10 protein-coding genes are annotated in these 14,769 nt (G+C 31.7%); all 10 read right to left on the reverse strand.

What is annotated here, in order from left to right:
• Window positions 1–336: 336 nt before the first annotated feature.
• Window positions 337–2,247, reverse strand: a complete 1,911-nt coding sequence (locus CLAU_RS02175) for a sigma-54-dependent Fis family transcriptional regulator (protein WP_049781920.1) — start codon at window positions 2,245–2,247, stop codon at window positions 337–339.
• Window positions 2,247–2,834 (reverse strand): alpha-ribazole phosphatase, encoded by a 588-nt coding sequence (gene cobC, locus CLAU_RS02180; RefSeq protein WP_023161850.1) that lies wholly within the window; start codon window positions 2,832–2,834, stop codon window positions 2,247–2,249. Before cobC ends, CLAU_RS02175 begins: the two co-directional genes overlap by 1 nt.
• Entirely contained in the window at window positions 2,827–3,933 is a 1,107-nt protein-coding gene (locus tag CLAU_RS02185) for a DVU_1551 family NTP transferase (protein ID WP_013239047.1), read from the reverse strand. Before CLAU_RS02185 ends, cobC begins: the two co-directional genes overlap by 8 nt.
• On the reverse strand, window positions 3,920–4,978 hold the full coding sequence (locus tag CLAU_RS02190; protein ID WP_023161851.1) for an XdhC family aldehyde oxidoreductase maturation factor: 1,059 nt from the start codon (window positions 4,976–4,978) through the stop codon (window positions 3,920–3,922). Before CLAU_RS02190 ends, CLAU_RS02185 begins: the two co-directional genes overlap by 14 nt.
• A gap of 2 nt (window positions 4,979–4,980) precedes the next feature.
• A complete protein-coding gene (locus CLAU_RS02195) occupies window positions 4,981–6,294 on the reverse strand; it encodes a DVU_1553 family AMP-dependent CoA ligase (RefSeq protein ID WP_023161852.1) in 1,314 nt (437 codons plus the stop codon).
• 130 nt (window positions 6,295–6,424) lie between these two features.
• On the reverse strand, window positions 6,425–6,889 hold the full coding sequence (locus CLAU_RS02200; RefSeq protein ID WP_420806598.1) for a DVU_1555 family C-GCAxxG-C-C protein: 465 nt from the start codon (window positions 6,887–6,889) through the stop codon (window positions 6,425–6,427).
• A gap of 18 nt (window positions 6,890–6,907) precedes the next feature.
• The gene (locus tag CLAU_RS02205; RefSeq protein ID WP_013239051.1) at window positions 6,908–7,114 is read right to left on the reverse strand and encodes a DVU_1557 family redox protein; all 207 of its coding nucleotides are present in this window, start codon (window positions 7,112–7,114) and stop codon (window positions 6,908–6,910) included.
• A 2-nt stretch (window positions 7,115–7,116) separates the two neighbouring features.
• A complete protein-coding gene (locus CLAU_RS02210; RefSeq protein ID WP_023161854.1) occupies window positions 7,117–9,390 on the reverse strand; it encodes a pyridine nucleotide-disulfide oxidoreductase/dicluster-binding protein in 2,274 nt (757 codons plus the stop codon).
• A gap of 267 nt (window positions 9,391–9,657) precedes the next feature.
• Complete coding sequence (locus CLAU_RS02215) at window positions 9,658–12,381, reverse strand: molybdopterin-dependent aldehyde oxidoreductase (protein WP_013239053.1); 2,724 nt, start codon at window positions 12,379–12,381, stop codon at window positions 9,658–9,660.
• 195 nt (window positions 12,382–12,576) lie between these two features.
• Entirely contained in the window at window positions 12,577–14,475 is a 1,899-nt protein-coding gene (locus tag CLAU_RS02220) for a sigma-54-dependent Fis family transcriptional regulator (protein WP_023161855.1), read from the reverse strand.
• Window positions 14,476–14,769: the final 294 nt, after the last annotated feature.

A 14,769-nucleotide genomic window follows, 5' to 3' on the forward strand; every position in this document is an offset into this window, starting at 1 on the left:
AAATTAGAATACTGAAGAGTTAAATATGATATAATCTATACTCAAATAAGTCAATTTAATATAGCATACCATATAATGTGTGATTGTATAGTATTGTTTTTGCTTATACTAACTAGTTCGTCCATTTTTATTATAAATCTGAATTATACTTCTGTCAATATATATTAATTTTGTAATAATATATTATAAAATTAAGTAAAAGTGTAAAATTTATAGGCTTTCTAACTTAAAAATCAACTTATATGCAGGCGCATTTTTACAATGATGAAGGTTGTAAAAAATATCCTGAGTATAAGTTGATTTTTTGTTTAGAATCTCTATAACCATATATTTCTTTTACATTTCTATTTTATATTTTTTAATCTTGCTGTACAAAGTATTTCTCCTAATTCCCAATGCTGCTGCTGAATGAGTTATATTTCCCTTAAACTTCTTCAACACCTTTACTAAATGTTCCCTTTCCACGTAATCCAATTTTAAGCAGTCTTCATTAATATTTACAAATACATCATTATTACAACTTTCTTCTGAAAAATAACCTGCAGGTACAGATTCAGTATTTATAATTAACTCCACTACATTTTCTAATTCCCTTATGTTTCCCGGCCAACTGTAGTTAATCATTTTTTGTAAATATTGTCCTGGTATAACTGGTTGTTTTTTATTTAATTTTTGTGATATACTCTTGATAAAATATTGAATAAGAAGAGGTATATCCTTTTTTCTTTCTCTAAGTGGTGGTAAATATAAAGGCAGTACATTTAATCTATAATATAAGTCTTTTCTAAACCTTCCACGCTCCACTTCTTTTTTTAAATCTCTGTTTGTGACAGCTACAATCCTAACATCCACAGGTATAGATTTTGAACTCCCAATTTTCGTTATTACGCCTTCCTGAACAACTCTTAGAAGCTTTGTCTGCATATCAAGAGGCATTTCTCCAATTTCATCCAGCATTATAGTTCCGCCATCTGCCAATTCAAATTTTCCAAGGTTGCCACCCTTTTTGGCGCCCGTAAAAGCTCCTTCTTCATATCCAAAAAGCTCTGACTCTATAAGTTGTTTAGGTATAGCACCACAATTCAAAGCTATAAAAGGTCCATCTACTCTGCTGCTGTAATTATGAATAGATTGTGCAAATACCTCTTTTCCCGTACCGCTTTCTCCCATTATAAGTATAGTTGATTTACTATCTGAAATCTTTTTGGCATACTCTATTATTCTCATAAAGCTTTCATCTTGACCAATTATTTTATCAAAAGTATAGTAAGCCTGACCATCATTTCTTTTCTTTGCCATTTTGATTTCTTCAAAAACATATACTACCTCAATGTTATCATCTTCACAGTTATATATAGAACTGGTAGTTAGTTGATATCTAGTTTTATTTCTCACAGCCACTATGTTTGTTTCTTTTGAAGTACCTTGGCCTAAATATATGGACGTCTTTATATCATTCCAGTTTTCTATAATATCTTCCATTTTATCTGCTTCTAACTTATTGCCTCTTATACCAAACATATCTTGTGCTTTTTTATTGCAAATTTTTATTTTACCATTTATATCAGAAGTTATTATAGAAACAGGACTAGAATTAAATATATTTTTTATATGCTTGTAATTCATATTTTGAATCTTATTGCATTCTTTTACTTTAAGCATTTCTTCTATAGCATTTGACGCCGCTATAACCATCCCAAGTGTATGAGAATGTACAAATTCGGCATACCCAGTAAGATTCAATACGCCTATAAGTCTTCCTTTACTATCTTTTATAGGTGCTGCAGAACACGTCCATTTGTGATATGCTCTAATAAAATGATCATCTCCAGAAACTTGAACTGGCATTTTAGTACTTATAACCATACTCATAGAGTTAGTTCCAATATTTTCTTCATTCATAAAAGCCCCTGGTACCATCTTTAAAGAAAAAGCTTTCGAAAGTATTTTTTCATCTCCCAATGCATTTAATATACATCCTTCTCCATCAGTAAGTAATACAAAGAAGTTGAAACCCTTTACAAAATTAATTAGCTGCTCCATATAAGGTGCCGCGGTCAATATTAGATTTCTGTTAGCTGCAAATTTTTTCTGTAATTCATTATCATATAATATTTTTTTACTAAAAACCTGGCGTGAATCAATACCAAACTTTTTACATCTTTCATGTGAAAGTTCTATATCCGTTTTATATACAGCTTCATTATCCAATTTAGAAGTAACTGTATTCACTATAATCCCCCCCATTATAATAACAACTTCCAATTCCACTCCCCATTACTAAAGGAAAGTTCATTTATACACCCATAGGGTTGATTTATTTTAAATATATCCTGCATAGATATTGATAAAATATTCTTTAGTATGACTCTATTAACTCCTGCATGGGAAATTATAATTATATTGCCACTAGTGCTATTTATAATAGATTTAAAAACAGGGATAACTCTTTTCTCAAGATTTTTAAAACTTTCTCCCCCTGTTGGTACAAAACCTCCTATATCTTCTCCTCTACTTTTAAACTGCTCTGGTAAAGAGCTTTTAATAAAACTAAAAGTTTTTCCTTCCCATTCTCCCATGTTTATTTCCATTAACTCATTTACTATAATCTTATCTATATTTCTACCTTCTAAAATTATATGTGCTGTTTCAACACATCTCTTTAGAGGACTTAAATATACTTTCTCTATGTCTATTTTTTCAAAAAATCTTTTTAGTTTTAGCACTTGTAAAGTACCTTCTTCATTTAAAGGTATATCTGTAATTCCTATGTAACGTTTTTCATTACCTACATTTATTTTTCCATGTCTTATTAAATATATTTTTCTACTCATAGCTAAAATTTTTCCCCAATACATTCTCTATCTTTTTTTCGATTTTTCTAGCTTCCCCAAACCTTTTTCTCACTTTATTTAATGCTTCAAGATTATTTGAAAATTTTGAAGAATATTCAGAAAATCTTTTTTCTAATCCTACTAATTCGTCTTCCTGAACAACTTTATCTGCCAAGTACAGTAGCTCTCCTTCTGTAATATTATCTTCTTCATTTACCTCTATATCCATGTGAGTTGCTATTATTTTCGCTATATTCGGGTAACCCAGGTCACTTAATATTCTAGCCCCTTCTTTAGCATGATTTTTTTCTTTTCTAGCCAAATCATGCAAAAGTCCTGCAGCTAACATTGTATTCTTATTAAAATTATATTCTTTACTATTTAACTTATTTAAAACATTTAGAGCTATTTCTGATACCTTATTACTATGTCTCCTTATATTACAAGGTACACCATATAAGTCTAAAATGCAATAACATTCTTCCAAATTAGGTGCTTTTAAATAAAAATATTCTAGTAATTTTTTATAGTCTTCTTTAATATCCATATCCATCAATATACCTTGGTCTGGAACCGAAATTCTTATAGAATCACTGTCAAACTTTTGAAGTATTCTCTTTAGTCCCCCTTCACCATCACTTTTCATTATTTCTGATCTATACTTACAATCTATAAAGGGAGGATGCCCTGATTTTTCATTAAACTTAGGGTATATAATGCCCTTACCGCACTCCATATATTTATTCTTTAAAATATTTACAGTATGTGTTTTTATGAGAGGTATATCTACAGGATTCATAAAAAATCCTTTTACATCCTCTTGCAATACTTGCATACCCTTTACTATGGAAGAAAACATGCCCTTTGAATAATCTTCATTTTTTATCCACCTGACTCCTAAATCTTTAATTACATCTATTACTTCATTTTGCCTGTGGCCTACTATTACTACAATATCATCAATTTTTGAAGCCTTAAAAGTATTTATTATCATTTCCACTGCAGTACATTCTCCAAATTTCAAAAGTGGTTTAAAGTCTCCCATCCTTGAAGAATATCCTGCCGAAATGATAATGGCCCCTAATTTATCTTTTTCCATTAAAAGTCTCCCTTTTTACCTTTATTAGTTCTGCCACAATGCTTATTGCTATTTCTTCAGGAGTTTGTGCATATATAGAAACACCTATAGGACTATGTACCCTTTTTAAATCTTCCTCTGCATATCCTTCATCCAAAAGACTCTCATAAACAAACTTTCTTTTGCTCTTGCTTCCTATCATCCCTATATACTTTGCATTAGTCTTAAGCATCTGCCCTAATACTTCCTTGTCATAAGCATGGCCTCTTGTAACTATTACTATATAACTATTACTATCTACCTTTATATATTTAAGAATATTTTCAAAAGAGGGAATTGCTTTTACTTCTTTTACATCTTTAAACCTTTCCTTATTTGCAAATTCCTGTCTATCGTCTATAACAACAATGTCAAAATCCAGGCTTTTGGCTACTTCTGCAATTTTTTGTGCTACATGTCCCGCACCTATTACATATATAGTTTGAGTATTTAAAACAGGCTCTATTAAATAATGTTCCTCTTCTAAGTCAGTATACTTCATAGTAACATTTTTAAAGTTTTCTTTTATCTTTCTAATTATGCACTGAACCTTCTCATCTTCTTTTCCATAAAATGATGCTTCACTGCAAATCCACTTATCCATGCCTTTTATGCTTTTTCCTTCTTCAGGTATTCTAGTTATAATAGCAAAATTATCACCTTTTCTCTTCAGCTTCTGCACATTTTTATACACTTCCACCATGTCACTGTCTTTATAATCTACATACTCCAGAAGCAATTTAAGATCTCCACCGCAGGCAGCACCTAAAGCCTCTGCACCTTCATTTGTAAGTGAACAATTTTTAATTATATAAGCCTCATTTTCAAATATCCTTGAAGATAATTTTATGGCCAATGCCTCAAATATGCCTCCACCTATAGTTCCTATAATAGAAAAATCCCTTTTTATAATCATCTTGGTACCTTCTTCTCTAGGCGCAGATCCAGATTTTTCTAGAATAGTGGCCAAAACAAAATCTTCTTTTTTATCCAGAAGATTATTTATCACCTCATATATATCTTCCACATTTATCCCCTCCATCTATAATCATATATTTTTCGCTTTACCATACTATTTTTTACTTCTATACTTTTTTTCATATACTTTAATACAATTTCCAAAGTTCCATCAATTAATGATTCTCTTACTGATGGAATTTTTTCTATGCTATTTTTAATACGCCCTTTTAATTTGTAAAAGTCTTCTTCATCTTTTACAGCAATATCTATATACAAAATATTTTTCTTTTCAATATAAACATTATAATTTATTACCTCTTCAAAAGACAAGATTATTTCATCCAAATCTCTCATAGATAGGAATTTATTTTTACCTATTACAATTTTATTTTCCATCCTTCCATGAACTCTTTCCATAGTCTTTAAAAAAGTACCACAAGCACACAAACCTGCTTTAAAACACCCTATATCACCTGTTTTATATCTTATTAAAGGCATTCCTTCTCTTGTAAGAGTTGTAAATACTATCTCTCCATATTCTCCATCTTTTGCTACCTTTCCTGTACGAGGATTTATTACTTCAAAATACAGATCATTTTCTCTCATATGGTAACCACTTAAAGCCTCACATTCTACTCCTCCTCCATACCCCATTTCCGTCATACCATAGTGTGTGAAAACTTTACAGTTAAATTTATGTGTAATTTCTCTTATTAATGTTTCTGGCACATAATCAGCACTTAGAAGAATTTTTTTTATATTGGCTTTAAATGTTTCAGATTCCACTCTGGAAAAATACAATACCTGAAGTGGAATCCCTACTATACAATCTATACCTTTTTCCTTTATAAATTCTGCAGTATCCTTAGGATTTACAAGTACACCTTGAACATAACATGTTATATCTATATCCTTTAACGCTTTTTTTAGCAAATCTCCTATACTGCCATGACTATTTCCTGGTAAAAGCACCAATACCCTGTCATTTTTATTTACAATACACTGCATACCATATTTAAAAAATTCTACAGTAAGATCTAAGTCCTTTTCCGTAAAATATATTCTTTTTTCTTCTCCACTTGTTCCCGAAGTTCTTAACGTTACTATCCTGGCAACATCTCTTTGAGGTACGCATAAAAAATTATTTGAGTTTTGTTTTATATGTTCTGGCAATGTAAAAGGAATTTTTTCAAAATATTTAAAGGATTTTATATCATCTTCCTCAATATTTTTCAAATATTCCTTATAAAACTTACTATATTTTTTTCCGTAATCTATAACTTTTCTTATTTTATTTAACTGATAATTTTCTAAAGCTTCCCTACTTTTTTCCTTTATCCCCGTTTTATCCACTATCCATGCTTCAAGTGGTGTCAGCTTCATTTTGCCCTCTCCCCTTTAACTCCACAGTTTCTGTAAATCCACATTTCAAATGTCTTGAAATGCCATGGTAGATATACTAAAAGTATAGCTATTTATATTGTACAATATTTTATCCCAACTGTTAATTTTACTAATCATCCCTATTTCCAAATTCATATCCATACTTACATATTATCTGTTGAATCTTCTCATAACTTTTCAATAAAACATCTCCACACTTTACAGGATAATTTATATTACCATTTTCATCAGTTATTTTTTGAATTCCTATTATATCTCTGCACTCTGTGCTTTCAAATTTTTCTTTAAACCAATCTATATATTCACTTAACATAGGTTGAAAATTTTCGCCATAATATTCTCTAGGCTCACCTTTTCCTGCATAAAGTCCTATAACAGCTATACCTCCAGTTAAAATTCCGCAAACCTTTTCGCTAGATCCTAATCCCCCACAAAGGCCATTTAAGGCCTTTATTAAATCTGTTTTTTCTTTTTCCTCATCCTCTAAAGCCAATTTAAGCATTATTTGGGTACAACAAAATCCTGATGAAGCCAATTTATATATACGAAAAGCAGTATCATTTATAACTTTTATTCTCCTTCTCTGCTATCATCACTTATCTTCCAGTCCCTTTTCTACCTCCTTCATTTTTCCTAATGCAAGTTTCTCATCTATAATTACCATTTTACATTGTGGACACTGCATGAGTTCAACTTCAAAATTTCCTCCAAGATATAAAACTTTTACCTGTCTAAGTTCTAATTCTTTATTACATTTGTCACAAATCCATGGAGTTTTCTCTTCTTTATTAATATTCATAGCTATTCCTCCACTACTTCCATCCTATGGCTGTAAACGTCTTTAACAAAAATTTGATTTTCATTTTTTTCATATTCTACCCAATAGGTAACACTACCAATCCTAAGTCTGCATAAATAATGAGAATTTTCAGGATTAAAAAATCTCTCTTTATTTTTTTGCGCATTATCTACTGCTTTTTCTATATCTTCAAGCAAAATCAGTCTTTCTTCCATTTGATTTTGCACATTGTCCGGTATATTTAATTTAAATCCATAATCCTTTTTAAAGTCATTCATTTCCTCATTCCATATTTCTTTTAAAAGTTTCTTTTTAACAAGTGCCCTATTTTCATGACGCTTTGAAAGACTTGGAACTTTTCTCAGTCCGGCTTCTTCTAAATTATTGCTATAAATTAAGTCTAAGATATGGAAGGTTTTTTTACCTTCATCTATAAATAGATCCTTACACATTGCACAGTAAACTAAATAATCCAGGTTACTTTCACCTATCCTATCTTTTGCAAATTCCCTAGACTGCTCTCTATTTGCAAAATATACTAAGCCTCCATAGCCACAGCACTTAGTTTTTTCTTTTGAAAATTTGAGTTCTTTTATTTCATATCCTAATTTGTCTGCTATACTTCTTATACTTTCGTGAATTTCTTTATTATGCCTTGTTGAACATGCATCTTGTACAGCTAACACTTTCTTTTTCTCTGTTTTATTATTTTTCCTGATACCATATTTATCCATAACTTCCCATAGAGAAATAAGTTTAATATCCGGTATATATTTTTTAAAGTTTCTATAGCAACTTGAGCAAGCTAAAATAAAAGTTGGCTTTCCTGCTTTTTCCCACTTATCTTTCATATCCTCCATATTCTTCTTCACTAAATCCTGTCTTCCAGCCCAATCTGCTGGTGCACCGCAGCAGCCTAACATTATCCCAACTCCATCTTTAATATTATCCATGAGATATTTATATATTTCAGGTATATATTCAGGAGAAGAAGCAGGCAGCTGACATCCAGGATAAAACATATATTTCACCTTTTCATATCCCGGCTGATTTTTTACCATAGAAAAATGTTTACTATTACTAAATTCCATATCTCTAAGTCCAAAATCATGAGCTGACACAGGCATTTTTTCTCTTTCTACCATGCTTTCACGAGTCTCTTGTATTATATCCTTCATGTCTAAATTAGAAGGACAAACTTCACCACAAAGTCCGCAAAGAGTACATGAATTAATCATTTCATTTGCATAATGATCTCCTAGTACTATATTTTCATTGTGATTTATCTGCCTTATATATTTTCTAGGTTCAGTGTTGTATTTTCTTAAATGTGGACAATTTTTAGCACACTGTGAACATTCACATTTCAAACATCTTTGTGCCTCTTCTATTGCCTCTTTTTCATTATATACTGAAGAAGTCCTTTTAATAGGTTCTACAGTTTCTATATCATCCAATTGAAGTTTTAAAGGAGTATCATAAGAACCTTCATTTTCTCTAGCTGCTGTAAGAGAAGTTTTTTGAAGGTATCTATCAATGGATGTAGCTGCCCTTCTTCCAGAACTTATAGAGAGTATAACTGAATCGTTTTTGTTTACAACTCTTCCCCCTGCAAACAAAGAACTATCCTCCACCTGGAAAGTTTGTGGATTTACTTTTAAATCTTTTTCCCAAGTTCCTGTCCCTATGTAAACTGCATCATAGGTATTGAGTATATTCTCCAATTTTTCTTCATCTACAAATTCATTGAACTTAATTGTTATATCATCTTTATTCATTATTTCTAGTTCTTCTTCTATTGTTTGCTTTGAAAGTTGTTCCCCTTGGAAGTTCCACAATCTGCCGCCTATTTTATCACTTTTTTCATAGACAGTAACTTGATATCCTTTTCTATCCAAATCAAAAGCAGCAACAATACCACTTATACCTGCGCCTATTACTGCAACATTTTTTTCATTTTTAGGTATAGGAATAGACTTTTTGGGGGAAGAAAAACCTAACTCTATTGCTGTCCTTTCAAGCTCATGTATATTTATGCCTCCACCTAATTTATTTCTAGGACATACGCCCTTGCAAGGCTCATCACATATACTTCCTATTATTCTTGCAAAAGGAACCTTCTTAGACATAATTTTATAAGCTTTTTTAAAGTCTCCCTTTTGTATTTCTTCAATAAAAGCTTTTACATCCATGTGTAAAGGACACCCTGCTATACAGGCTGAAGGTTTGTCTCCAATACATAACTCTCTTCTATTTAGTAATTTATTTAAATCCATAGAACTTCTCACCTTCCTTTATAGATTATTAACTTTAGAACTAAACTTGTAAAGTTATTTTCTTTTGCTTAAAACTCTTGTAATATTCATTTTTCATATATATTTTAAATCATCTAATAATGAAATGATACTGGATAAGTTTAGTCTCAATGTTAATTATCTATAACAAAAAGGAATCAGAAACTTTAAAAAAACACTTCAATATAGAATGTAGAAATTATTTGCTTCTGATTCCTTTATAGAGATATGCCTAATATACGTTATCTCTTATTTCTTAAGTGCTGCCAAGACCTTCTCAGGTAAAGCTGGCAATTTAGTAATACGTGCTCCACAGGCATTATATATTGCATTAATTATTGCCGCATGTGGTGCTGAAAGTGGCATTTCTCCTGATCCTGCTGCTCCGTAAGGGCCGTTTGGTCTTGGTGTTTCCTGATGAATAAGTGTTATATTGTCTGGAACATCTTTTATTTGAGGTATTCCACAAGCTGTAAGTGTAACATGTTTCTTTAAATCTTCAAAATCTTCACTTAAAGCGAGTCCTATACCTTGAACTAATCCACCATAAAGCTGTCCTTCAACTACTATTTTATTTACTATAGTACCGCAATCTGAAACCATAGTAAGATTTTCGACTTTAGTCTTTCCTGTATTGACGTCGACTTCTACTTCTGCCATAAGTACACCATACATATATACAGGGAATGGATTTCCTTGACCTGTCTCTACATCACAAGCAGTACATGGTGCTGTCCACTCTCCATCATATTTTACTGGAAGACCTTGAGCTACCATCTCATCATAAGTTCTATAAGTCCCATCTTCTTTTTTCAAAGCATTTACCAAGTTTTCACAGGCAACTCTTGTAGCATTACCAGTTAAAACATTAGAACGACTTCCACCTGCAGGGCCACTATCTGGCGTAAATTTCATATCATTCATAACAAGTTTAATTTGTTCAGGTTTTATTCCTAAAGGTTTTAAAGTTTCATGAGCAATTGTGAGTGTTCCCATATCAGCACCTTGGCCATGATCTTCCCAGGAGTTTGCCACAGTAACGCCTTCTGGAGTAATTTCAGCCCAAGCTCTTGATGTATCTGGACCGTCTAGGCCGCATCCATATATGAGAAGTGAAACTCCCACACCATATTTTTTATCTCCAGAACTAGCATTATTTTTATCCTTAACTCTCTTTTTTGCTTCATTATAAAATGGTCTTAATTTATCTATTGCCTGAGGCAGACAAATTACATCTGGAGGACATCCATTTGGAGTTGTATCTCCTTCTCTATAAACATTCATGTATCTAAATTCTAGAGGATCCATTCCAACCTTCTCAGCTAGCTCATCAATTGCTACTTCTGATGCAAAAAGAGATTGAGGTGAACCATATCCTCTAAATGCAGAACCCCAAGCATGGTTAGTGGCTACAGTACGGCCTTCACCTCTTATATTTGGAATATTATATCCGGCACCCATAAATTGAGTTCCTCTCATTGTCAAAAGATCTCCAAATTCAGAATATGGTCCATGATCTACACTCCAATCTGTTTCCAGTGCCTTTATCTTTCCATCTTTATCTGCACCATATTTAAGATGCATGAAGAAAGGTGACCTTTTTCCGGTATATGTTATCTGCTGATACATGTTAAATTCAAGATATACAGGTCTTTTAGTTACCATAGCAGCTACTCCAAGAAGACCTTCCATTGTTGGACTAAATTTATAACCAAATGTACCTCCTGTAGGATTTTGAACTATTTTAAGTTTTTCAAGTGGTATTCCTATTCCATCTGCAACCATTGCTGCATGTATGTGTATTCCAACGCTCTTTGAATGTACCATTAAATCTCCATCTTCATCAAAATATGCGAATCCAACATCTGGTTCAAGTGGTAAATGTGGTTGTCTTCCAACATAAAAATCATCTTCAACAACATAAGGAAGAGAATCCATTAAAGGTGCCGTATCTCCACCTTTTTTAGTACCGCACTCAAAGTAAATATTAGGAGTTCCTGGATGAATTTCTATAGCATCTTCTGCCATAGCAGCTGGTGCACTCATATATGCTGGTAGCTCTTCTAACTCTACTTTAACTTTTTCTACTGCTGCTTCAGCTACTGCTGGATTTTCTGCCAAAACCATAGCTATAGCATCTCCAAATTGGAAAACCTTTTTATCATTTAATATAGGCCTTTCAAGTCCATCACCCTTATTGGATGGAAAAGCCAAACCATTTATTCTATTAGTGCCTGGTACATCTTTATATGTTAATACTTTATATACTCCAGGTATTTTTTCTGCTTCTGAAGTATCTATAGATATTATATTGGCATGGGATACCGTTGCCTGAACTAATTTAATGTGCAATGTTCCTGGTGGAAGTTCTAATCCAAGATCCGCTCCAAATTCCCATGATCCTGTTACTTTTGCAAGGGCAGATGGACGTACTACACTTGAACCAAGTAAAGTTCCATCTTTAGGAAGTTTAGCCCATATATCTTCTTTTCTTATTTCTCCACGCATAAGTTTTGCTGCTTCCATTACAGAATCAACTATTGGTTTGTATCCCGTACATCTACATACATTTCTATGTTTTTGAAACCAATCTCTTACTTCTTCCCTAGTAGGATTTATGTTTTCATCTAAAAGTGCCTTTGCAGAAACTATAAATCCAGGAGTACAGAATCCACACTGTGCAGCACCATGAACCATCCATGCTAACTGCAGTGGATGAAGATGCTCATTGGTGCCAACTCCTTCTATAGTTATAATATTTGCTTCATCAGGAACTCTTTTAATTTTAGTTATACAAGCTCTTACAACATTTCCATCCAAAATTATAGAGCAGGCACCACATTCTCCTTTTCTACATCCAACTTTTGTTCCAACCAGATGTAATTGTTTTCTCAAAACATCTGCTAAAAATGCCTCAGGATCTGCTATAACAGTCCTTTTAACTCCATTAATAATTAAGCTCTTTTTTAACATATTGTACCTCCTTGATTTTATATTATTGGAAGAAATATTAATTTCACTATTATTATGAGCAATGATTAATATCAATATTCAAAATGTTGAACTCACCTACGTTTTCTTTAAACTTTCTTTTTGAAATATAATTAGAGGGTTACCAACAGCATATCTGTAGGTAACCCTCTAATTATATTTTTCAAATGAAAAATATTATATTTGTATATTGTACTTTTTTATCTTACTGTATAAAGTATTTCTCCTTATACCAAGTGCTTCTGCCGAATGAGTTATATTCCCCTTGAACTTCTTCAATACTTTAATTATATGTTCTTTTTCCATATAATCCAGCTTTAAACAATCATCACTAATATCTACAAGTACCTCATTATCACAATTTTCTCCTGTAAAATACCCTGATGGTATAGATCCTGTGTTTACAATTAGTTCAACCAAATTTTCTAATTCTCTTATATTTCCAGGCCAATTATAATTAATCATTTTCTTCAAGTATTCTTCTGATATAACTGGCTCTTTTTTATTTAATTTTTGTCCTATATTCTTGACAAAATATTGAATAAGAAGAGGTATATCCTTTTTTCTTTCTCTAAGTGGAGGTAAGAATAAAGGCAGCACATTTAGCCTATAATATAGATCCTTTCTAAATCTTCCAGCTTCCACTTCTTTTTTTAAATCTCTGTTTGTAACAGCTATAATTCTTACATCTACAGGTATAGATTTTGAACTCCCAATTCTCGTTATTACACCTTCCTGTACAACTCTTAGAAGCTTTGTCTGCATATCAAGAGGCATTTCTCCAATTTCATCAAGCATTATAGTTCCGCCATCTGCCAATTCAAATTTTCCAAGATTACCACCCTTTTTTGCTCCTGTAAAAGCTCCTTCTTCATATCCAAAAAGTTCTGACTCTATAAGTTGTTTAGGTATAGCACCACAATTTAAAGCCACAAATGGTCCATCTACTCTGCTGCTGTAATTATGAATGGACTGTGCAAACACTTCTTTTCCCGTACCGCTTTCTCCCATTATAAGTATAGTTGATTTACTATCTGAAATCTTTTTTGCATAATTTATTACTTTTGTAAAGTTTTCATCCTGCCCCATTATTTTACCAAAAGTATAGTAAGCCTGGCCATTATTCTTTTTATTTACCTTTTTAGCTTTTTCAAAAACATAAACTATCTCAATATTATTATCATCATCACAATTGTATATTGAGCTAGTAGTTACTTGATACTGAATCTTATTTCTTAGTGAAACCATAATTGTTTCTTTTGAATCACTTTCTCCTAAATACATAGATGTTTTTATATCATTCCAGTTTTCTATAATATCTTCCATATTGTTCGTTTCTAACTTATTACCTCTTATGCCAAACATATCCTGTGCCTTTTTATTGCAAATTTTTATTTTACCATTTATATCTGAGGTTATTATAGCAACAGGACTGGAATTAAATATATTTTTTATATGCTTGTAATTCATATTTTGAATCTTATTGTACTCTTCTACTTTAAGCATTTCTTCTATAGCATTTGACGCTGCTATAACCATACCAAGGGTATGGGAATGTACAAATTCAATGTACCCAGTAAGATTCAATACACCTATAAGTTTTCCTTTATTATCTTTTATAGGTGCGGCTGAACATGTCCACCTATGATATGCATTAATAAAATGATCATCTCCAGAAATTTGAACTGGCAGCTTACTTTTTATAACTACGCTCATAGCATTTGTTCCAATGTTTTCTTCATTCATAAAAGCTCCCGGTACCATTTTCAAAGAAAAAGCTTCTTCAAGTATTTTTTCATCACCTAATGCATTTAATATACATCCCTCTCCATCGGTAAGTAATACAAAAAAATTAAATCCCTTTACAAAATTAATTAGCTGCTCCATATAAGGTGCTGCAGTTAATATTAAATTTCTGTTAGCCGCAAATCTTTTCTGTAATTCAGCATCGTGTATTATTTTTTTGCTAAAGACCTGGTGTGAATCAATACTGAACTTTTTACACCTTCTATGTGAAAGTTCTATATTAGGCTTGGATACAACTGTATTGTCCAATTTGCAAATAGCTGCATTCATTATAATCCCCCCGTCATAATAACAATTTCCAATTCAACCTTGCATTATTATAGGAAAGTCCATTAACATTATATATAATTATTAGCATAATATATAATTGCCACAAAAACAAATATCTTAATAATAGTTAAATATTTAAATTTAGAATCACTATTTACTTATAAGCAATATATATGCCATTGTCTAAAATGCCCAAATTAGGTAGTTTCTTTTATATTTTTATTATGTATGTTCACTTTTTGATCAAATCAATTAAAAAACGGTGTTCGTTTTTTGACTACAGTTCACTTTTTG

The organism is Clostridium autoethanogenum DSM 10061, assembly GCF_001484725.1.
Taxonomy (GTDB): domain Bacteria; phylum Bacillota; class Clostridia; order Clostridiales; family Clostridiaceae; genus Clostridium_B; species Clostridium_B ljungdahlii.